General features: G+C 69.9%; 9 protein-coding genes. 8 read left to right on the top strand and 1 reads right to left on the bottom strand.

Going from position 1 to position 22,507, the window contains the following annotated elements; all coding sequences use genetic code 11:
• Window positions 1-2: 2 nt before the first annotated feature.
• From BMY12_RS00210 to BMY12_RS00180, 8 genes are all read left to right on the top strand, one after another.
• On the top strand, window positions 3-2,219 hold the full coding sequence (locus BMY12_RS00210) for a putative baseplate assembly protein (RefSeq protein WP_177188764.1): 2,217 nt from the start codon (window positions 3-5) through the stop codon (window positions 2,217-2,219).
• A gap of 204 nt (window positions 2,220-2,423) precedes the next feature.
• Window positions 2,424-4,658, top strand: a complete 2,235-nt coding sequence (locus BMY12_RS00205; protein ID WP_093280528.1) for a phage tail protein — start codon at window positions 2,424-2,426, stop codon at window positions 4,656-4,658.
• Window positions 4,655-6,112 carry a hypothetical protein gene (locus tag BMY12_RS00200; RefSeq protein WP_093280527.1) on the top strand — a complete coding sequence of 486 codons (1,458 nt, stop codon included), beginning with the start codon at window positions 4,655-4,657 and terminating at the stop codon, window positions 6,110-6,112. The genes BMY12_RS00205 and BMY12_RS00200 overlap by 4 nt, the downstream gene beginning before the upstream one ends.
• Window positions 6,105-8,204: an ATP-binding protein gene (locus tag BMY12_RS00195; RefSeq protein WP_093280526.1), complete on the top strand. Its 2,100-nt coding sequence runs from the start codon at window positions 6,105-6,107 to the stop codon at window positions 8,202-8,204. Before BMY12_RS00200 ends, BMY12_RS00195 begins: the two co-directional genes overlap by 8 nt.
• A 9-nt stretch (window positions 8,205-8,213) precedes the next feature.
• Entirely contained in the window at window positions 8,214-9,614 is a 1,401-nt protein-coding gene (locus BMY12_RS00190) for a hypothetical protein (RefSeq protein ID WP_143068785.1), read from the top strand.
• Window positions 9,615-9,643: 29 nt separating this feature from the next.
• A complete protein-coding gene (locus BMY12_RS00185) occupies window positions 9,644-10,999 on the top strand; it encodes a hypothetical protein (protein WP_093280524.1) in 1,356 nt (451 codons plus the stop codon).
• A gap of 2 nt (window positions 11,000-11,001) precedes the next feature.
• A complete protein-coding gene (locus tag BMY12_RS19820) occupies window positions 11,002-14,142 on the top strand; it encodes a hypothetical protein (RefSeq protein ID WP_143068784.1) in 3,141 nt (1,046 codons plus the stop codon).
• Between the two features lie 13 nt (window positions 14,143-14,155).
• On the top strand, window positions 14,156-21,388 hold the full coding sequence (locus BMY12_RS00180; RefSeq protein ID WP_143068783.1) for an eCIS core domain-containing protein: 7,233 nt from the start codon (window positions 14,156-14,158) through the stop codon (window positions 21,386-21,388).
• 25 nt (window positions 21,389-21,413) lie between these two features.
• On the opposite strand, the gene BMY12_RS00175 is transcribed toward BMY12_RS00180, so the two are convergent.
• Complete coding sequence (locus BMY12_RS00175; RefSeq protein WP_093280522.1) at window positions 21,414-22,415, bottom strand: AraC family transcriptional regulator; 1,002 nt, start codon at window positions 22,413-22,415, stop codon at window positions 21,414-21,416.
• Between the last annotated feature and the right edge of the window lie 92 nt (window positions 22,416-22,507).

Genomic DNA, 22,507 nt, shown 5'->3' with positions numbered 1-22,507 from the left:
CCATGCCGCTGATCGCCCCAGTCCTCGATGACCGCAGCTTCGATCAGCTCCGCCAGGAGCTGGTGGATCGCATCCGCGTCTACAACCCCGAGTGGACTGACTACAACCGCAGTGATCCCGCGATCACGCTGCTGGAGTTGTATGCCTATCTCGGCGAGGGCCTGCAGTTCCGTTTCAACCAGATTCCCGAAGCCACGCAGCTGGCCTTCCTCAAGCTGCTGAACCTGCCGCTGCGTCCGGCGCAGGCCGCCAGCGCCCTGCTGCGCTGCACGGGCAAGCTGCCCGGCGGCGTGGCGCTGGCCGTGGGCGATCAGCTCAAGGCCGGCAAGCTGCCCTTCACCGTCGAGACCGAAACGCAGATCTGGCCGGTGGATTGCGTGAGCGTCTCGCGTCAGGCCGACACCCTGCCCGACGAGGCCAGCGAGCCGGAGCTGCACGCGGCCGTGCAGGCCAGCATCGATGCGCTGGCACAGCGCGATGCGCAGCTCAAGAAGGTGGCGGCCTACCGCAATGTGCTGCTGGAAGCCGACGGCAGCTCGCCGGCGCTGGACTTCTCCGCCAGCGTCGATGGCTGCGTGTGGATCGCGGTGCTCAAGGACCCGGCGCTGACGCTCACGCCGCCGCAGGGCCGCGCGGTGCGGCTCAACATCGGTTATTCACCGGCGGCCGTCACGCCGACGCTGGCGCAGATCAGCGCCTGCGATGGCCCATCGGCGCGCGGTCCGGGCCTGCAATGGCGCGCCTCGCTGGCGGCGCTCGACGCGCAGCAGCAGCCACGCTATCTGAACCTGCGCGTGTCCGGTGATTCCAGTGCCGGCTTCACGCAGGAGGGCGTGGTGCGCGTGGAGCTGCCGGAGGATCTGACGCTGCTGGGCGTGCCGCAGGCCGACGATCCGGCGCTGGCCGGCAGCGGCGAATTCCCGCCGCAGCTGGACGAGGCCCGCGCCAAGCAGCTGTGGTTCTGGCTGCGCGTCTGGCGCAGCGATGAAAGCCGCATCGGCGCCACGCGGCTGATCTGCGTCAACGCCGTGCAATGCCGTCAGTTCAGCGCGGTGACGCCGGCCAGCGCCGAGCTGCTGGGCAGCGGCAACGGTCAGCCGCGACAGGGCTTCCAGCTCGCCAACACGCCGCTGCTCAGCGACGCACTGCATCCCGTGCAGCTGCAGGTGGAAGAGAACAAGGTCTGGACCGACTGGCAGCAGCAGGACGATCTCGACGCCAGCGGCGCGGATGATCGTCACTTCATGATCGATGCCGAAGCCGGCACGGTGATGTTCGGCGAACGCTTCCCGCAGCTGGGCGAGCGGGTGCGCGTGCTGGGCTATCGCTACGGCGGCGGCAGCGCCGGCAATGTGCCGGCGCAGGCCATCAACAAGTTCGCCACGGCGCTGGCGGCCATCGCCCCGCCGCCGGCGCCGATGCAGCGCGCCGCCAGCGGCAATTTCACCCTGGCCAATCCCTTTGCCGCGCAGGGCGGCGCCGACAGCGAGAGCATCGCCGAAGGCCTGCTGCGCATTCCCGGCGAGCTGCGCCGTCGCAGCCGCGCGGTGACGCGCGATGATTTTTCCGAACTGGCGATGATGACGCCCGGCGTGCAGCTGGGCCGCGCCGAATGCCTGCCGCTGTTCTACGCCCCGCAGCAGGTCTCGCCGCGCGCCGGCGTGGTCAGCGTGGTGATCTGGCCGGCGCAGGACGCGCTGCATGCCAATGCCCCGCAGCCCGATGCCTATCAGCTCAAGCAGGTCTGCCAGTGGCTGGACAGCAAGCGTCTGGTCACCACCGAGCTGTACGTGATTCCGCCCACGTACCGGCGCATCGCGGTATCGCTGGCGCTGAAGGTCAAGGACGGCTACGGCCTGGACGCGGTGCGCGACTGGACCGAGCTGCTGCTGCGCCAGTATCTGGCGCCGCTGCCGCCTTACGGCCCCGATGGTCGCGGCTGGCCGCTGGGCCGGCGCGTGTTCGACCGCGAACTCGAAGGCGCGGCGATGCAGGTCGAAGGCGTGGAATACGTCAGCGAGCTGCGCCTCGCCGCGCAGGACGCACAAGGCCTCTGGCAGACCCGGAGCAGCGTCGAGCTGCAGAGCTGGGAAGTGCCGGAGCTGGCGGCGGTGAGCATCGTCGATGACAACACGGCGCTGCCGGAACCGGGCGCCGATCTGCCGCCGCCCGACAGCGATCCGGCCGTGCCGATCCCTGTGCTGCGCGAGGCGTGCTGAGCGCATGAGCGCGGCCATGGCCATCACCACGAACACAACTTCCCGCTTCCCTCTCCCGCGTCGCGTAGCGATGGCAGCGAGTCTCGTAGGGCGGGTTAGCGCGCAGCGCGTAACCCGCCATTTGCCGCGCCGCAGGCGGGTTACGCGCTACGCGCTAACCCGCCCTACGCAGCTACGCTGGAGCGCGACGGGAGCAAACCGCCCATGCGCCTGACGCCAGCCGCCGGCGAACTCCTGATGCGCGAACGCGTGCAGTGGCTGCGCTGCGGCTTCGACGATGCCGCGCTGAGCGAGGACATCGTCACGCTCGCGCCGCAGACGCAGGCGGCGCTGAGCAGCGCCGATCCCGCACCCTACCTGGATGGCTACGCGGGCCTGGCCTTCGACCGTCATTGCCGCCTGTATCACGTGCAGCGCGAGGCCAGGACGCTGGAGGTTCTGCTCTGGGGCAAGCGCACGGCGCTGAACGTGCACGGCGACAAGCCGCAGGCCTACCGCCTGCAATCCTCGGCAAGCACCGCCGGCGATTTCGCCGGTGCCGGCGCGCTGCCCCAGGCACCGCAGGCCCTGGTCTGCGATGACAGCGACTATCTGTATTTAAGCGACGATCAGCCGCAGAGCGTGGACGGCCGCAGCTTCTACGCGCTGTGGCGCATCGACAGCTGGCAGCACGAAGTGGTGCAGCGCTGCGAGCTGCCGGCCAAGGTGCTGGATCTCTGCTACGCCGATGGCCTGGTCTACGCCCTGCTCGATGCCGATGCCAGCGGCGCGCAGTCGGTCTGGACCTTCAGCGCCTGCGCCGCGCCGCAGCGCCTGCACTGGCCGGCGCTGGCCGAGGCGCAGCGCCTGGAAGTGGCGCTGCGCGAGAACGCCGCGCCGCTGCTGCTGGCCCTGTGCCGCGCCGGACGGGCCGATGCCTATCTGATCGCGCAGGCCGACGCCCTGCTCAAGCTGCCCCTGCCCTATGCCGGCGATCTGCTGCTCGACGGCTTTGATGCACGCTACGGCTGGCGTCTGATCAGCGCCCGCCGTCCCGGCGAGGACTTTCTCTGCTGGCGTCTGCAGCAGCGCCAGCTCAGCCCGCTGCCGGCGCTGCAGGCACCGAACTACGATGGTCGCGGCATCGCCCGCTCGCCGGATGGCCGCGTCGCCTACTGGAGCGCGCGCGGCCTGCGCCACGCCGCGCCGGCACGCGCGCGTTATCTGGAAAGCGGCCGCGTCTATGGCTTTGCGCTGGACTGCGGCCATGAGCAGAACGAATGGGGCCGTCTGCGCATCGAGGCCTGCATGCCGGCCGGCACGCGCATCCGCTTCTACGCGCTCAGCCGCGATGATCTGGATTACCACGATGCGCTGAGCCGCAAGCCGCCGGCCGGCGAAACGCTCAGCGCCATCGAGCTCGAGGCGCAGACGCCGCTGGTCTCCAGGCTCGACTGGCAGCTGGCCGGCGCCGCGCAGGAACTCTTTGCGGCCGCCACGCCGCAGCCGCTGCGCCTGCAGCCCGCCGCCGGCTTCGCCTGGTACGACGCGCCGATCATGGCGCCGCCCGGCCGCTATCTGTGGCTGATGTTCGAGCTGCAAGGCAGCCTGAGCCAGACGCCGCGGCTGCGCAGCGCCCGCATCGAATACCCGCGTCATCAGCTGCTGCGCCAGCTGCCGCGCACGCTCTGGCGCGAACCGCAGGCCGCGGATTTTCTCGCGCGGTATCTGATGCCCTCGGCGGCGATGCTGCAGGACTGGGGCGAGGTCTCGGCGCAGCGTCATCGCCTGCTCGATCCGCGCATCGCGCCGCCCGAGGCCCTGGACTGGCTGGGCAGCCTGCTCGGCCTGGTCATGGATCCCTGCTGGCCGGAACGCGCCAAGCGCCGGATGCTGCGCGAGGCCAGCGCGCTGTTCGCGATTCGCGGCACGCCGGCGGCGCTGCAGCGCATGGTGGAAATCTTCAGCGGCGGCGAAGTGCTGATCATCGAAAAGTTCCGCCTGCGCCAGGGCGGCGTCTACGGCAATGCGCAGGCGCGCAGCGCCGGCGCGGTGCTCGGCGCCGGCTTTCGCGTCGGCGGCAGCCTGGCCAGCGAGGCGCCGGCCGGCATCGATGCGCAGGCCAGCGCCGGGGACTTCGCCGAGTTCGCGCACCGCTTCAGCATCACTGTGGTGGCGGATCTTTCCGACGAGCAGCTGCGCGCGCTGCGCAAGCTGATCGAAACCCACAAGCCCGCGCACACGATGTTCGATCTGTGCACCGCCGCCACCGGCGCGCGCGTGGGTCTGGGTCTGCACAGCGATCTGGCGGCGGTGATCGGCCACAGCTCGGGCTTCTCGCCGCTGATTCTCGATGAGGCCGTGCTCGGTCGCGGCTACCGTCTCGGCCGTCCGGCGCCGCAGAGCGCGCCTGATGCCGCCGCGCCGGGACAGTGGCAGCGCCAGGGAGACGCAACATGAGCCTGAGCATCGCGCGCTGGCGCAACCGCTTCCACAGCCCGCAGGCCCTGAGCGCGCAGCAGCTGCGCGCCTGGCATGAAGGTCTCGACGAGCTGCGCGAAGCGCCCGATCCCGTCCACGACAGCGAAGAGCTGATCTGCGTGCGCAGCCTGCAGCTGCGCGGCCGCCTGCAGGCCGAGGATGGCAGCGCCCAGGCCCTGGTCATGTTCCGCGCCGCACTGCAGGAAGCCCTCGACGCCGCCTTGCATGGCAGCAGCGCGGAACGGCATGTGCTGCGTTATCCGCAGCGGCGCGCAGCGCTGGCCGATCTGCTCTACCGCCTCGCCGCCAATGATCGCGAGCGGCTCTGGGCCTGGCAGCAGCTGCGCCTGCTGCCGGCCTGGGCCGAAAGCAGCAGCATCGCCGAGCTGCGCGAGTCCGCCGTGCAGAGCCTGGTCCGCGAAACCGAACTGATCTGGCCGGTGCTGATGCGCCTGCTGCAGGCGCAGCCGCAGAACGGCGCTTTCGCGCTGCTGCTGCGCGCCTACACGCCGGCGCAGTGGCGACAGCTGCTGCAGGCCTGTCCGCAAAGCCGCGCTTACCTGCAGCCGCCGGCAGCGGATGCGGCCACGCCGGCGCCGCTGCCGCACAGCGCCGAGCTGGCGCTGCTGCTGCCGCTGCTGCGCGAACAGCCGCAGCTGATTGCGCAACGCCGCGAGGCCCTGCTGGTTCTGCTCGCCGCCTGCGCGCAACCGGCCGCAGCAGGCGATGCCGCGCGCCAGCACACGCTGCAGGCTGCCGCCGCGCAGCTGCGCGCGATGACGCCGCCGGTGCCGGCGACCGCGGCGCGCCTGAGCGCACGCCGCCAGCTCCAGGCCGCCGCAGGCACTGCCGAAGCGGGCACCGCAAAGCCTGCGCCGGCGCGCGCAGGCACGGACGATGAAGCTTCTGCGCCGCGCACGCCGCCCGAGCTGCCGCAGGCTGCCGAATCGCAGAGCAGCGCGCAGGCCGGCCTGCTGTTCCTGCTGAACCTGCTGCCGGCAGCCGGTCTGCTGGACGGCGCGAGCCTGCGCAGCGGCGCGCTGAGCGCGCCACAGCTGCTGCGTCGTCTGGCCCTCGGCCCGCTGCAGATCGATGCCCGCGACCCGGCGCTGCGCGCCTTCTGCGGCGGCTGGTCTCCGGCCTCGGCGGACGAGGATGCCGCGCCGCTGTCCGAGGCGCAGCAGGCCGAACTGCAGTCACTGCAGGAACGCCTGCTGCTGCTGTTGCAGAAGCGCCTCGACTGGCAGGCTCAGGAACCCCCGCTGCTGCCCTGGCTGCTGCATCGCCGCGCCGGGATCGTGTTCGAGCCGGGCTGGATCGAGCTGCACATGGCCGCGCGCGAGGCCGATGTCCGCATCCGTCGCGCCGCCCTGGATCTGGACCCCGGCTACCTGCCCTGGCTGGGCTGCGTGATGAGGTTTGTCTATGACTGAGACCCTGGAACTGGCAGCGCTCACCCGCGAGCACACGCGCCTTGCGCTGGCACGGACCGGCCTGCGTCTGGCCGAAGCCTTGCAGGCGCGCTTCGGCAGCGCCGATGCCGGCGGCCAGGACACCGAACTGGGCGCCGCGCTGCGCTTCGCGCGCGATTACGCGCAGCGCAGCGCGGCGGGCGCGGCGCTGGCGCAACTGCCGCCGGATCATCCGCTGCAGCGGCTCACGGCGATGCTCGAAGAAGCGGCCCACGCACAGCTGTTTGCCGATCTGCTGCTGCTCGCCGCCCTGCCCGAGCTGCACGAGGGTTACGCCACGCTCTGCCGCCTGCTGCATGCGCGCGGTGAAAGCTGTGCCAGCGTGAGTCTGGCCCTGCACTGGCTGGAACATGAATGCGGTGACGATGAAGCGGCCGTGCAGGCGACACGCGAGGCCGTGGAAGAACTGCTGGTGCATACGCCGCTGGCCACGCTGGGCCTGCTGCAGCTGGAAGGCGAAGGCCCCTGGCACAGCCGCAATCTCCTGCTCGGTCCCGGCGTCTGGGCAGCGCTGCAGGCGCGCGCGCCGCAGCTGCCGCGCAGCGAACTGCTGCCCGGCTTTGCCAGCGTGCCCGGCCTGGACAGCTGGCTGGCGCAGAGCGAGGTGCAGCATGCGCTGCGCGCCCTGCGCGAAGGCGAGCCCTGCGCGATCGTGCTGCTCGGCGGCAGCGCGGCGATGCGCGCCACGCGCGCGCGCCTGTTGCTGGGCCAGCTGCCGCGCGCCGCGGTGCGCGTGCGCCTGCCGCCGGATGGCAGCGAGGCCGCCAAGCGCAGTCTGGCGCTGGAAGCCTGCTGCGCGGCCTTCGCGCTGCAGGCCTGTCCCTGGCTGGACCTCGACGAGGAAAGCCCCGATCAGGGTGGCCTGCGCTGGTCGCTGCCGGCGCAGCTGCCCTGGCCCGGGCCACTGCTGCTGGGCGCGACGCAGGAGAGCAGCCTGCCGGAACTGAACCTGCCGCTGCTGTGCCTGCGCATCGAGGCCCTGCCGGCGAGCGCGCGGCGCAGCATGTGGCGCAGCCTGCTGCCGCAGCTGGGCGAACAGGCCGGCCTGCTCGCGGCGCGTTATCCCATCGAACCCGATGAGGCGCGCGGCCTGCTCGGCGATCTGGCGCTGCGTCAGCGCACCGCCGAGCGCGAGGACGCGCGCCTGGACTTCGACGACATCGGCGACTGTCTGCGCGCGCGCAGCAGCTGGCGCGCGCGGCCCGGCGTGCGGCGCATCCTGCCGCGCGCGCAGTGGCGCGATCTGCTGCTGCCGCAGCGCGCCGCGCAGCAGCTCTCCGAGGCGGTGCTGCGCGTGCAGCAGCAGCTCACCGTGCTCGACGACTGGGGCTTCGAGCAGGGCTGCCAGAACCGTCGTGGCCTGCGCATGCTGTTCTTCGGGCCGCCCGGCACCGGCAAGACCCTGGCCGCCGAAGCCATGGCGCGCAGCCTGGGCGTGGATCTGCTGGCCGTGGATCTCTCCAGCCTGGTGTCGAAATGGCTGGGCGAGACCGAGAAGAATCTCGCGGCGGTCTTCGATCTGGCCGAGCGCTCGCGCGCGCTGCTGCTGTTCGACGAGGCCGATGCCCTGTTCGGACGGCGCAGCGAAGGCGGCGACGCGCACGACCGCTACGCCAATCTGGAAACCGCCTTCCTGCTGCAGCGTCTGGAGCGCTACGAGGGCGTGGCGATCCTCGCCACCAATCTGCGCGCGAGCCTGGATCAGGCGTTCATGCGCCGCTTCGAGTTCATCGTCGAATTCCCGGAACCCGATCAGGCCACGCGCGAACAGCTCTGGCGTCTGCATCTGCCGGCCGAAGCGCCGCTGCACAGCGACACCGACCTCGCCGAACTCGCCGACTGGTATGCGCTCTCCGGCGCGCAGATCCGCAACGCGGCGCTGGCGGCGGCCTTTCTCGCCGCCGCCCAGCGCGGCGGCGAGCGTCCGGCGATCCGTCAGACGCATTTTTTAAGTGCCATCGAGCGCGAGTACGAAAAAGCCGGCAAGGCCTTTCCCGGCCTGCCGCCGCGTACGCGGCCCGATGCCTCCCCCACGACTCATCTGCGGCAATAGGAGCAGCACATGCCAGCCCCCACGACCTTGAGTGCCTACTGGAGCGCCGAGCTGGCGCGTCTGGATGCCGCCTTGCTGGCGCAGCGCGCGGCGCTGGCCAATGCCCAGGCCACGCAGCAGAGCGCGCAGAACGATTACACGCAGACCGGCGATGCCCTGGACGCGGCGCGCAAGGCGGTGGACGCCGCGCGCAAGGCCCTGGGCGGCATCGCCATGCCTGCCGACAGCGATCCGCTGCTGCAGCAGATGCGCGACGCGGTGCTGCAGGCGCGCGTGCAGGCCGCGCTGTACGTGCAGCGCGAGACCGCGCTGCGTGATGCGCAGGCGCTGTGCCTGCGTCTGGGCGCGCGCCTGGACGCGCTGCAGGCGCGGCGCAGCGCCGCGCAGGCCGCGCGTGACGCCGAGGACAAGGCGCGCGCGCAGCGTCAGGACTGGATCAGCTCGGCCGGCAGCGGCGCGCTCAAGGACGTGCCGGCGCAGGCCGCAGCCCTGATCGCCGGCGTCGGCGCCGCCGCCAAGGCGAAGATCGAAGCCGACTTCCCCGGCAATGCCGATCCCAAGTTCGATCTGCTGACGCGGGTGCGCGCACGCCGCCAGCTCGGCGCCAAGCTGCTGACGCTCAGCCGCGATGACACCAGCGAGGCGCAGCGCCAGCAGCGTCTGAAAGCCGAGGCCTGCGGTCGCGACAGCGACAAGACCGCCGGCCTCAAGCTGGCCTTCGAGCAGGCCGTCGCCGCCTTGCAGAACCTGGCGCTGGCACCGCCGCGCCTGGCGCGCGACGAGGAAGTGCTGACGGCGCTGGCCGCGCGCAGCACCTCGCCATTGACCGCCGCGCAGGCCAAGCTGTTCAAGGCCGACGGCGATGCCGCCCTGCGCGGCGAACGCGAGGCGGCGCTGAAGCTGCTCAAGGATCGCGACGAGGCGCAGGCCGCGCTGCTGGATGCGCAGAGCGCTTATGGACGCGCCCTGCGCGCGGCGCAGATCGCCAAGCCCGATGCCAGCGAAGCGGCGCTGATCGCCGCCGATGCCGCGCTCAAGACCCTGCACGACAAGATCGATCCGGCGCAGACCACCCTGAACAACGCGGTCACCGCGCTGGCGCCCAAGCTCGCGCTGCTGCGCAGCTGGTTCGCCGCCGCCAGCGATGCGCTCTGGGATCCGCTCGACACGCTCGATGCCGCGCTGGATGAGCTGGACGCGTTCAAGAAGCTGGTGCCGGCCACGCTGATCAGCAATCTGAGCGCGGCCGAAGCGGCGCTGGCCGGCAATCTGGATGCAGTCTCGGCCGAGCAGCGCGGCCTGGATCTGCTGACGCAGGGCCTGGGCGAAAGCGCCGACGCCCTGCGCCGTGAAACCGAGCTGAGCACGCGCCGCGCGGGCAGCATCGCGCGCTTCGTCGCCGCCGTTTGAGCGCAGGCCCGCACTAAGGAGTACAAGACATGGGCGCACTGGAAAATCCCGGCACGGGCTGCGGCTGCGGCGGCACGCAGAGCAGCAGCAAAGGGCCCTGCGGCGATGCGCTGCCGGACAGCCCCGACTGCGCGATCCACTATCACTACGGCATGCTGCTGGGCGTCGATGACTTCCGCACCGAGCAGGGCTTTCATGTCGGCCGCCTGCGCCGTCATCAGCGCGCGCTGCACGGCTTTGGCGTGGTGCATGGCTATGCGGTGAGCTTCGATGCCGCGCAGCGGCAGCTGAAAGTCGGCGCCGGCTATGCGCTCGACCGCCTCGGCCGCGATCTGCAGCTGGCCGAGGCGCAATGCCTGGACCTCGCCGCCTGGTGGCAGCTGCATCGCGAGGATGAGGCCTTTGCCGACATCGCCGACAAGGACGATGCCAGCTTCGACGCCGAAATCCTGCTCTGCTATCGCAACTGCCTGTCCCGCGCGGTGCCGGCGATAGCCGATGCCTGCGCGCCGGGCAGCGCCAATCTCGCCTACTCGCGCATCTGCGAGGCGCCGCAGCTGCTGCTGGTGCGGCGCAAGAGCGGCGCGGCCAGCGAGGCGCCCCTCGCGCCCTATCACCTGCTGCGCCTGCTCGGCGGCCTGGACGCGCCGGCGCGTGATGCGCAGGGCTGCACGCTGAGCGATGACGTCTGGCTCGCCGCACAGCTCGCCGCCATCGCCATGCTCGCGAAGGCGCAGCTGCCGGCCGCGCGCGCCAAGCTCTGGCAGGCGGCGAGCGCACGCGCCGCCGCGGCCACCACGGACCCGCTGCCGCAGGCGAGCTGGCCCCCACCGGACGATGCCGGCGATGGCAGCGGCAGGGCCACCGCCGACTGCCTGGTGCTGGCACGGCTGTCCGGCGTGCATCTGCACAAGAACGGCGATGTCCTGCAGGCCGAGGTCGGCGGCATCGATATCGACGGCCGCCAGACCCTGCTGCCCGCGCAGCTGCTGCAGCAGCTGCCGGTCTTCTCCGGCAGCGATGTGCTGCCCGCCACCGGCCCGCTGCTGAAGAGCGGCGGCGCACAAGTCTCCGGCACGCAGCTGACGCTGCGCCTCGACCGCGCGCTGGATGCCGCCAGCGTGCAGTCCGGCGCCTTCGTGTGCAGCCAGCAGGATGCGGCCGGGCAGTGGCAGGACTTCACGCTCAGCGCAGCGGCCTACGACAACGCGCAGCAGCGCGTGAGCCTGACGCTGGATCACGCGCCCGCCGCCGGCCGCGCGCTGCGCGTCGGTATCCGCGGCAGCGGTGCCGCCGCCCTGCGCGGCAGCGATGGCAGCGCCGCCGGCATCCAGATGCCCGATGGCCAGGGCAGCGATTTCTTCTTCCCCGTTTCCGGAGTCTGATCATGGGCGACACCACCACCACGAGCGCGGTGCAGGACGGCCTGGCGAGCATCGAGAGCGATGCCAGCCTCACCCGCCTGCACTACTTCGACGGCAAGTATCTGCGTGCCGATGCCCTCACCCTGGAACAGGACTATCACCGTCAGCTGGTGCGCCTGAGCAATCTCGCCGGCGGCTGGGGCGTGGTGCATGGCCTGGGCCTGGGCTTGTCCGGCGACACGCTGAAACTCAGCTCAGGCCTGGCGATCACGCCGGCTGGCAGCACCGTGCTGCTGCAGCACGAGCTCAGCGCCAGCCTCGGCGAACTGATCAAGCGCGCGCAGCCCTCGCCGCCCAATCCCGACAGCGTGGCCGGCAATCAGGCCTTCGGCGATTGCGAGTGCAAGAAGAAAAAGGATGAGGGCTCCGGCGTGGCCAGCGTGGTCAGCGACTGGTACGAAATCACCGTGGGGCCCGTGCAGGCCTTGTGCGGACAGGAAGAGGTGTACGGCAAGCTCTGCGAGGACGCCTGCGTCACGGATTCGCAGCAGCCCTACTTCAAGGAAGGCCTGATGCTGCGCCTGCGACCCATCAGCCTGAGCCTGCCCGACAGCAGCGCGGTGAGCCTGGGCGCCACGCATCTGCGCAACCGCATGGCCAGCGCCTACTTCGCCAGCGAACCCTGGCTCAGCAAGTCGCTGCTCAACGCGCAGGGCCTGAACTGCGAGGTCTGGTGTCAGCCGGCCGCGCTGTACACGCGCGACGAGGTTCCCATCGGCCTGCTCGCGCGCCAGGGCGGCAGCACGCTGTTCATCGATGCCTGGAGCGCGCGACGCGAACGCATGGACGCGCAGGCGCGCGGCTACTGGCAGGGCCGCATGCGCATGCGGCCCTGGAACGTGTTCATCGCGCAGATCCTGCAGTTCCAGTGTCAGCTCTCCGGCGCCTTCGAGGCCGGCAGCACGGCGTTCACGCCCCTGGACAGCGACTGCGACAAGCTGCGCCAGCTGCTGATCGATTCGGCGCGCGAGCTGGAGGCCGCGCGCGCCAAGTACGAGGCCGGCAATCGCAAGATCATGGAACTGCTCGGCGGCAAGGAGCAGGCCGGCGAGATGATCCAGATGCTGGAGCAGCCTTATCAACGCATCCACAAGCTGGCCGGCAAGCTGGTCGATGCGCAGGGCGCGATGAAGACCTACACGCCCAACCGCCTGCTGCTCAGCAGCGGTTTCGTGGAACTGCCGCCGGCCGGCTATCTGCCGGTGCAGCTCAGCCAGCAGGCGATCAACGAGCAGATGCAGCGCCTGTTCGGCGAAGGCGTGAACCTGTACTTCTGCACCTGCCGGCCCGACGCCATCGCCGGCGCGGTTCAAGACGCCCAGCATCTGGACCGCATCAGCCTCACGCGCGGCCTGGATGATCCGGGCAACAAGGAGGACGTGGAGATTCTGGTTCCCGACGGCCAGCTGCTCGACGCGGTGTCCACCGACACCGGCCGCTACTGGCAGGTGGCGCTGCGCGCCCGCGAGCTGATGCGCCTGCTGCCCGAGCTGCTGATGGTGAACAGCAAGCAGGACCTGCAGCAGGACTTCATTCAGAAAAAGCAGAAGAGCGACGACAGCATCCGGATGGAGTCCTACCAGATCGACACCGAGGACGATGTCGAGAGCAGCGACTTCGCCGGGCTGGCGCGCAGCATGCCGCTGGAAACCGGTGGCGCGCGCCTGAGCCTGGTCTGCCAGCCGGATGCCGGCAAGCTGTTCTATGCGCGGCAGCTCAAGTCCGAGATGGAAAAGCAGCAGAGCGATGCGCAGGGCGCCATGGCCTACCGCAAGCGCACGCTCAGCGCCCTGTATGTGGACCTGAGCATTGCCGAAGACCCGTTCACGCAGGCCGAAGGCGAGGAGCTGCCCCTGAGTCTGGAGCTGCGCCTGCTCACCACGCTCGACGATGGTAGCGGCCAGCCGCAGACGCAGCTGCAAAGCTTCTTCGGCGAAGGCCGGCTCACGGTCGGCGCGCTGTACAAGGTCAGCGCGCGCATCCAGGGCGCCGAGGTGAGCATCCGCATGCAGCTCGCCATGACCGAGAAGACACCGGACGATGAGACCACCAAGAACGGCAGCTACACCCTGCCCCTGCGCCTGATGCGCCAGGGCGATGCGCGCAGCGGCACGCTGCTGGCCGCCGCCGGCGACAGCGACGCCGGACTGGGCGCGAGCTGGGGCGAGCAGCCGCGCGAGGCGGTGTTCGGCCCCTATCAGGACGCCTTCAGCGGCACCGTGTACAAGCAGGACATGCTGCATGAGAAAGTCAGGAAGCTGAGCTACGCGCAACAGTCCGCGCCCGACATCGATCCCTATGTGCGTCTGCAGGAGCTGGGCGCGGCGCCGCAGCCGGAAAGCCCGCTGCGCCTGAACGCGCTCAACACCCTGGCGCAGATCGCCGATGCCGCGCAGGACGATGCCTTCCTGGCGCGCGCACGCCGTCGCCTGTTCCCCGACAGCGCGCCGGCCGACGGTGTGCTGCGCGTGCGCGCCACGCGCGACTGGCTGGCCTTCCGCCGCCGCGCGCCGCTGCGCTGCGACAGCGACTGCGGCTGCCCGCAGGCCAGCAGCATCGACGCCTTCCAGACCTGGCATTACCGCGCCAAGTCGCGCGAGGAAGCGCTGAAGATTCTCAAGATGCTCAGCCTCGGCGAGGCGCCCGGCACCAGTCTGCCGACACCGCAGCGCGTGGATGTGCTGCATTACCACGATGCCGCCAGCTCGCCCACGGAAAGCCAGAACGAGATTCTCAGCGACTGGAAACAGGCGCAGCCCGCCGACTATCTGGCCGGCGTGCTGCTCTGGGAACGCGCGCCCGTCACCGGCCAGAACTGGCAGAACCATGAGCGCGCCAAACGCCTGCTGCAGCTCTTGCAGCCCCTGATCGAGTCGCGCGGTGCGCGCAGCGTGAAGTCGCTGCCCGAAGCGCCGTGGTTTGCACAGCGTGACTTCGACGGCGGCTTCCTGCTGGTCAGCTGCGATGAAGCGCCGCCCACCGACAACAAAGTCAGCAGCGATGCGGTGCCCGTCGCCGATGCCGTCGCCGCAGCGGCAGCCGCAGGCGCCAGCGGCCCGGCGGCGCCCAAGACCATCCGCAAGCCCAGCGCGCGCAAGCGCTGAACAAAGGCCCGCCATGGCCGCGCCCGCTGCGCCTGAGCAGAAGAAAAAACCCGCCGGTCCTGCGCCGGCGGCGGGCGCCGCGCCGGCTGCGGGCAAGCAGGCCAAGGGCGCTGCCGAAGCCGCCGGCAAGGCGGCGGACCCCGGCGGCGACAAGGCCAAGGACAAGACTCAGGACAAAGCGCCCAAGGCACCGAAGAGCGAGCCGCAGAAGGCCGGGCAGAAATCCGGTCCCGGCGAGGGCCAGAAGAAAGCCGCCGATGGCGGCGGCAAGGCCGGTGCGGCACAGGCGCCCGCCGGCCATGCGCAGCGCGCGGATCGCATGGCGGTGCGCGCCAAGCTGGAAGTGAGCCAGCCCGGCGATGCCGTGGAACGCGAGGCCGATGCGGTGGCCGATCGCGTCGCGCGCAAGCTCGACGCCAATGCCGCGGCACCGGACACGCAGCAGAAAAAGGACAGCAAGCCGGCCACGCCGGCGCCGGCCGCAGCGGCACAGAAGAACGCCGAAACCCCGGTGGCGCGCGCGGTGGCGCCGGCGCAGCAGCACGCCCCCGATGCGCTGGACGTGAAGACCAAGCGCGATGCCCAGGACGCCAGACCGCCGGCGCTGGACAGCGAGCAGATCCAGCAGCGCATCAAGAATCAGCTGGGACGTGGCCAGGCCCTGGAACCGGATCTGCGCGCGCGCCTGGAGCAGCAGTTCGGGCAGGACTTCGCGCAGGTGCGCATCCATCACGATGCGCAGTCGCATGAGCTGTGCAAGGGCCTGGGCGCGCTGGCCTTCACCAGCGGCAACGATGTGTTCTTCGCCAGCGGCAGCTACAACCCGAACAGCGGCAGCGGCCGCGCCCTGCTCGCGCATGAGCTGACGCACGTGGTGCAGCACCAGCGCTCGCCGATGGGCATCGCGCGGCACATCGATCCCGCCGCGCCGACCAGCTTCAAGTCCAAGGACGCCGCTGCCACCGCCGCCGCCCAGAAGAAGATGCTGACTCTGGAGATTCCGGCGGTGAAGGCGCGGCACCTGCCCTACTACCAGCAGATGCTCGGCACGCTGGCGCGCAAGGGCGACTACAAGCGCGGCAGTCCCGGGCAGGCCGCGAAATGGAAGTCCGGCGTGCAGGTGGACGAGGCCCGCCTGCGCGCACGCCTCCAGGGGCGCGGCATCACGCCGCCGACCACCAATGACAGCCCCTTTCCGCTGCAGCTGGGCAATGGCGTGAAGCAGGACATCACCATCGATGCCCTGAAGACCAAGCTGCAGATTCCCACCTGGAGCCGCGATGGCAAGGCCATCGGCACCGGCTATCAGGTGGACCACATCGTCGAACTGCAGGTCTCCGGCGAGAATGGCACCGGCACCGGCAACGATCTGAAGAACATGGAGCTGCTGGATCAGCCCAGCAACGGCAGCTCCGGCCCCATCATCAGCAACAGCATCCACAACAAGGTCGAGGCCTGGCTCAAGACCTTCGACCCGGTGCCGAGCAAGAGCGACTTCCTGGAGCAGCACACGCTGTTCTTCGAAAGCGTGGAAGCGACCCTGGCCGGTGGCGCCGCCGCCTCGTCCTGGTGGTATCGCGATGAAATCATCGACGCGCTGCCGGTGGAGGAGATCAAGCCCTCACCGCCCGATGATCGCGAAGGCACCGATCAGGAATTCCTGCTGCTGGCCGCGCCCGGCGGCGCGGTGATCCAGCGCATCAAGACCGATCCCAAGCAGGGCGAATACAACATCGACGGCGTGGCCAAGAGCGCCATCGCCGGCTTTTCGATGCACAGCATCAAGTTCAGCAATGCGCTGGCCGGACAGGGCACGATCAAGGGCGAATGGAATCTGGCGGAGAAGTGGAAGCCCGCCGATCCCCAGCAGACCATCGAACTCGCCGGCAACGGCAAGTATCGCGGCTATCCCGGCAAGCTCGGCGCGGCGGATCTGGAATTCAAGCACCTGAGTCCGGTGAAGTTCGGCTCGGTGGGCGTGGAGGACGGCCAGCTGCGCGCCGATGGTTCGCTGCAGCCTTCGATCTCCCTGTTCAAGACGCCCATCGAGGTCGGCCTGTACGGCAAGGATGTGCGCTTCCGCATGTCCTACGGCAGCGACAACCTGGAGCTCAAGGCGCCGGGCATCGACATCAACGAAGCCGAAGTCGGAGTCAGCTATTCGCTGAGCAATGGCTTCGGTGTCGACGGCTCGGTGTACTTCACCATCAAGAAATTCGGCGGCGGCCAGCTGCGTGCCGGCTGGAGCGAGGCGCAGGGCGTGAGCGTGGAAGGCACGCTGATGCCCGACACCGATATGTTCGACACCGCCACCATCAAGGCCTGGTGGCGCGAACAGGGCGGCTTCGGCGCCAGCGGTGATCTGGCCATCACCAAGCCCGGCAAGATCAAGGGCCTGAAGTCCGCGCATGTGAGCGCCAAGTACGATGCCGGCGCCTTCAAGGCCGATGGCAGCGCCGAGGTGGACATCCCCGGCGTGAAGAGCGTGAAGCTGGGACTGGAGGTGAAGCCCGAAGGCACCACCATCAGCGGCGAGGCCGATCTGGGCAAGCTGCCCGGCGTGGACGCCGCCAAGCTCACGCTCAAGCTGGAGGATCGCGGCGGCGAGTACAAGCTCTCCGGCAGCGGCGACATCACGCCCAAGCTGCCCGGCCTCAAGGGTCTGTCCGGCAATCTCAAGGGCAGTTACGACGATGGCCTGGTGCTGATCCAGGGCGAGCTGGGCTTCGACAACGGCGGCGTGTTCTCCGGCAAGGTCACCGCCGGTGTCACCAATGGCGAGGTGGACGACAAGGGCCAGCTGGTCGGCAAGAAAGGCGGCAAGAGCTACAAGGCCTTCGGCAATGCCGAGATCGACGCCAAGCTCACCGAAAAGCTCAAGGGCAAGGCCGGCGTGCGCCTGCTGCCCGATGGCAGCACGCGCATCAAGGGCCGTCTGGAACTGGCCAGCACCGATCTGTTCAAGCGTTATCCGCCGGAGAACGAGTCGAAGAAAACCTTGTTCGACATGACCTCGCCGCCGGTGCCGGTCCCGGGCCTGGGCATCACCGTCGGCAGCGTCGCCGTCGGCGTGAACGTGTCGATCAAGGGCGGCTTGTACAGCGATGCCTGGGTCGGACCCGGCACGCTCAGCGGCGTGCACATCGAGATCGCCGAATTCGATCCGCAGGCAGTGACCCTGGAACAGCTGCACTTCAAGGGCGGCGGCAAGTTCATCGTGCCCGGCTATGTGGGTCTCACCGCCGGCATCGATGCGCGTCTGGCGGTGAGCGCGGCCATCGCCAATTTCGGCGGCAGCGTCGGCATGACGGCGGAAGTGGGCGTCAAGCCGCAGATCGAGGCCAATGCCGATTTCACCTGGAGCCTGGGAGATGGCCTGGACGTGAAAGGCGATGTCGGCGTGAGCCTGAAGCCCGTGCTCTCGCTGGGCCTCAACGGCAAGCTGTATGCCGAGGCCAATCTGCTGGTCAACACCATCACGCTCTGGGAAAAGCAGTTCAACGGTCCGAAGGTGGAACTCGATCCCGGCATCTCGCTCGATGCAAAGATCAAGGCCGGCTACAACAGCAAGACCGACAAGGCCAGCCTCAGTCCGCCGGAGTTTTCGCTGCCCAAGCTCGATACCTCGGCGCTGATGGGCAAGGTGCTGGGCGGCGGTGCGGGATCGGAGAAGACCGAGACCCGCGAAAAGAAGGATAGCGAGCCGGTGGCGCGCAAGGCCGATGCCCATGCCGGTGCCCCGCCGGCGCAGAGCGCCCGCGCCGCCGGCGCCACGCCGGCCGCCGCCACCGCCATGCAGCAAGCCGCGGCGCCCAAGGCAGCGCCCATGCACACCGCCGCGGTGACGACGCAGCGTCCGCCGGCCGCCGCGCAGAACGCCGGCAACAAGGCCGGCAGCAAGGCGCAAGGCCAGAAGCCCGCCGGTGCCGCACAGGCCGGCGCCGGCCACGACGATCCGCTGTCACGACTCGGTCCCGGCGAAGCCCTGCCCGCCGAGGTGCGCAGCGAATTCGAGCCGCAGCTGCAGCATGAGTTCAGCGCGGTGCGCATCCACACCGACGGCGCCGCCGACGCCGCCGCGCGTGCGCTGCAGGCGCGTGCCTTCACGCGCGGCCAGCATCTGGTGTTTGCCGCCGGGCAGTACGACCCGCAGAGCCGCGAAGGCAAGCGTCTGCTCGCGCATGAGCTGACCCATGTCGTGCAGCAGGAAAACGGCGTGTCGCGCAGCATCATGCGCATCACCACGCCGCCCGGCGGCAGCAGCACGAGTCCGCCGCCGAGCAGCGCCAGCGTCGCCACCGTGGCGGCGCCCGCCGCCGGCAGCGGCGCACCCGCCGGTGGCGCGGGCAGCGGCGGCGCGGCCACGCCGGGTGCGCCCGAGTATCGCGTGAGCGTGGCCCTGCAGATTCCGCCGATCAAGGCGCGGCACTCGCCCACCTATGCCGCCAAGGCCGGCACCACGCCCAGCACCCTGCGCCGCCCACGCGGCTACAACGCCGCCACGCGCGCCACCGCGCAGGTCAGCAACTGGCTCAATGGCGTGCTCACCGGCACACCGCTCAACAACGCCGCGCTGACGCCCTATCGTCCGGCGCCGGGCAATCCCTGGAGCCTTCCGCTGCAGGCCGCCGGCGGCGCCACCGTGCGCACGCTCAGCGCCACCACCGATGCCGAGCTGATCCGCACGCTGAAGATTCCCGACTGGAGCATCACCGGCGCGAGCGAGAACTATCAGGTCGACCACATGATCGAGTTCCAGCTGGGCGGCCAGGACGACATCACGAATCTGGAACTGCTCAATCAGACGCATAACGGCAGCGTCGGTTCGTCCTTCAATTACGAAATCAATCGCGCGATCCGCGCCAGCCTGGTCAGCACACCGCCGCCCGCCTCGCCGGGCCTGAGCATCCCCGCCACGCCCACCGCCGACTTCGTGAAGGACAACTACGATGTCGTGTTCACCAGCGTGCAGATCCGCGGCCGCGAGTCGGCGCGGCGCGAGGAAGGCTCCAGCTTCTGGAGTCAGGGTGCGATCAATCAGCTGGAACATGTGACGCGCCTGTTGCCGGGCAGCAGCGGCAATCTCGCCGGCACGGCCTCGCAGATCGCGCTGCAGTCGCCCACCGGGGCGATGGTGATCGGCCGCTTCGCGGTCAGCGGCAACACGCTGACGGTGGGCGGCGCGCAGGCCGGCGCGATTGCCGGCTACAGCATCGACGCCGCCACGCTCGATCCGGGCATCACCATCGCCTCTCTGGCCACCACCACGCCGCCCGCAGGCGCGGCGGTGGGTCAGCTGGAGGGCACGCTCAATCTCGGCCCCGCCGTCACCTTCCCGGCCGGCATGCGCCACCGTCTGCCCATCGTCAAGGCACGCGAGAACTTCGCGGTGCGCATCGCCGCCACGCCGGTGCCGCCGGCCACCGCCACCGGCGGCGCGACGGCGGCTGCCGGCAGTGGCGCGGCAGCCCCGCCACCCAACAGTATTCCCGCGCAGTTCACGCCGCTGAGCCCGATGGCCATCGAGGAGCTGCGCGTGGGTCGCGGCGTGTATGCGCGTTCCTTCATCTCGCCCAGTCATCCGGCGCTCGCCGGCCTGCGCCTGCCGGCGGAAATCCGCGACGGCCGTCTGGGTCTCTACTACACGGTGGACGCCAGCGCGCTGGCCGAGCGCGTGCGCGTGCCGGGGCTGTCGGTGGACAGCGCCAGCATCACGCTCGGCTATGACGGCAGCAATTTCAGTGTCGCGGGCGGTGCGGAATTCACCATCCGCAACTTCGGTCAGGGCTCGCTGCAGGCCGGCGTGGACAGCGCCGGACAGTTCCAGCTGGAAGGCGGCTTTCGTGCCGATCCGCGTCTGTTCGACCGCGCCGATCTCAATGTCTGGTATCGCTCCACCGGCGGCTTCGGCGCCAGCGGCACCCTGGGCATCACCAATCCCAACAAGATCCGCGGCATCCGCAGCGCGCAGGTGACGGCGCGCTACGACCAGGGCGTGTTCAATGCCGAAGGCAGCGTGCAGCCCAACATCCCCGGCGTGCAAAGCGCGGGGCTGGCGGTGCGTTACGGCCCGGACGAAAGCGGCGGCAACTCGCTGCTGATTGCCGGCGATCTGAATCTGGCCGCCGGCATTCCAGGCCTCAGCGGCGGCCGCGTGCACGCACAGCTGCAGCAGCGCGACGAGGCCTGGCAGGTCTCGGCCGAAGGCGATATCCAGCCCAATCTGCCGGGCCTGAACCCCAATATCCACCTGCGTTACAACAACGGCCTGTTCGACGGCGAGATCCGCGCCAGCTACGCGCGCAGCATCTTCTCGGGCAACGTCAACGTGGGCCTCACCAATCGCGCGGTGAGCGACAACGGCGAGCTGTCCGGCGATCAGCCCGGTGATCAGCTGCGCCTCTACGGCAGCGGCACGCTCAATGCGCGTGTCACCGAATGGCTGCAGGGCGGTGTAGGCATCCGCGTGCGGCCCAATGGCAGCCTGCTGATCAGCGGCCGCATCGGCACGCCGGCGGCGGTGACCGTGTTCGATCAGTATCCGGCCGCGCCGCGCGACCGCCGCCGCCTGTTCTCCATGCCCACGCTGTCGATTCCGCTGGTGGGCGCGCCGGGCATGGGCGTGACGCTCAACATCAGCGGCGGCGTGGACGGTTATGCGCACATCGGTCCGGGCCAGCTGACCACGGCGGAAGTGAACGTGGTGGACTTCAATCCCGCGCAGCCCGAGAGCCTGCACATCACCGGTCATGCCAATTTCGAAGTGCCGGCCGCTGCCGGCGTGGACGCGCGCATGGATGCGGGCCTGGCCGCCGGCGCGGTGATTTCCCTGGAGGCAGGCCTGGGCGTGAGTGCCGGCGTGGCGGTGGAAACGCGCGCGCGCACCGGCGTGGATCTGGACTGGACCGCGAGCAGCGGCCTGCATCTGCATGCCGATCTCAATGCCTCGCTCTCGCCCAAGCTCAAGTTCGACGTGCACGGTTATGCGCGCGTCATCGCCGGTGCGCTGGGCGTGAACTGGGAACTCTGGCGCAAGGACTGGCAGCTGGCGCAGCGCGAGGTGGGCAGCAATCTCGCGCTGGGTCTCAACGTGCCGGTGGACTACTACAGCGACAGTCGCGGCGTGGTCTTCGACCCCGAACGCGTGCGCTTCCAGGTGCCCTCGCTCAATGCCGAGACCCTGGCCTCACTGCTCAATGACAACGGCAGCGCGCATACCGAGCAGGGCAGCGGCACGCGTGCGTGAGACGAAAAGGAAGTGCCTGAACGCTTCAGCGCCTGGCGCGCGGTGAGACGCCGTGCCAGCGCTTGTGTGCCTGCGAGAAGCTGGACAGATCGGCATAGCCCAGACGCTCGGCAATCGCCGCAAGGCTCAGGCGCCGTTCGCGCAGCAGCTCGCGCGCCAGGGCGCGGCGGCGCTGTTCCAGCAGCTGGCGGAAGGAGCTGCCTTCCGCCTGCAGGCGGCGCTTGAGACTGCGCTCGCTGGTATTGAGATGCCGCGCCATCTGCGCCAGATCCGGCAGCTTCATGCCCGGCGCTTCCAGATACTGGCGCACCGCAGCGGTGGTGCTGGTCTGCAGGCTGCGACGACGGACCAGCTCCGCGCACAGCTGCTCGCACATCGCGGCCGTGATCGGATTGGCATCGGGCAGACGGCGCTCCAGCAGCGCGGCTTCGAAGGCGAGCTGATTGCTGCGCGCACCGTGCAGCAGCGTCGCGCCGAACAGGCGCGCCGGCCCGGCCGAGGCCGGCGGTCTGCCCAGCCGCAGCTGGAAGCGCTGCAGCGCAAAGTCCTCACCCACCAGCTCGCGCATCAGCGAAGCCGCCGCGCTCATGTCCCGTTCCACCACGAAGCGGCGCAGCTCCGGGGTGAAGTCGGGTTCTTCGAACTGCAGCACGGCCAGCGCGGCTTCACGGCGGAACTGCAGCTGCGTGAACAGATAGGTCAGCGGCAGATAGCGCAGCGCCAGCTGCAGCGCATCCAGCGCGCTGGCGCTGCTGACCAGGCCGTAGCCCCAGAGCCCATAGGTGCTGAAGCGGAAGCGCGAACCCACGCTGATGCCGATGCCGGGCGGCGCCCCGCTCAGGCGCAGGAAGCTGGCGATCACCTTGAGTTCCTGCGCGGCGTCGATCTCCACGTTCGGATCGCCGAGCTGCGCCGGCGAGATGCCGCTGCCGCGCAGCAGCGCGGCCTCGGACAGGCCGCGCTCGCGGCCGCAATCCACCAGCAGCGCCACGCTGCCCAAACCCCGCTTGAAGTCCCAGAAGCGCATGGCAAACCGGCAAGAATTTGGCCCGTATTATAAAAAACTTGACCCGTTACGGTCTGGCCGGACCTGGCCCGGGAAAGGAACATAGGCGGCAC

This window comes from Solimonas aquatica, assembly GCF_900111015.1.
Taxonomy (GTDB): domain Bacteria; phylum Pseudomonadota; class Gammaproteobacteria; order Nevskiales; family Nevskiaceae; genus Solimonas; species Solimonas aquatica.
Note: the sequence above shows the minus strand (reverse complement) of the source record. Positions and strands in the feature narration are given on the sequence as shown.

Coding starts and splice junctions, on each gene's coding strand:
- BMY12_RS00210 (WP_177188764.1), top strand. CDS start 3: ATGCCGCTGATCGCCCCAGTCCTCGATGACCGCAGCTTCGATCAGCTC.
- BMY12_RS00205 (WP_093280528.1), top strand. CDS start 2,424: ATGCGCCTGACGCCAGCCGCCGGCGAACTCCTGATGCGCGAACGCGTG.
- BMY12_RS00200 (WP_093280527.1), top strand. CDS start 4,655: ATGAGCCTGAGCATCGCGCGCTGGCGCAACCGCTTCCACAGCCCGCAG.
- BMY12_RS00195 (WP_093280526.1), top strand. CDS start 6,105: ATGACTGAGACCCTGGAACTGGCAGCGCTCACCCGCGAGCACACGCGC.
- BMY12_RS00190 (WP_143068785.1), top strand. CDS start 8,214: ATGCCAGCCCCCACGACCTTGAGTGCCTACTGGAGCGCCGAGCTGGCG.
- BMY12_RS00185 (WP_093280524.1), top strand. CDS start 9,644: ATGGGCGCACTGGAAAATCCCGGCACGGGCTGCGGCTGCGGCGGCACG.
- BMY12_RS19820 (WP_143068784.1), top strand. CDS start 11,002: ATGGGCGACACCACCACCACGAGCGCGGTGCAGGACGGCCTGGCGAGC.
- BMY12_RS00180 (WP_143068783.1), top strand. CDS start 14,156: ATGGCCGCGCCCGCTGCGCCTGAGCAGAAGAAAAAACCCGCCGGTCCT.
- BMY12_RS00175 (WP_093280522.1), bottom strand. CDS start 22,415: ATGCGCTTCTGGGACTTCAAGCGGGGTTTGGGCAGCGTGGCGCTGCTG.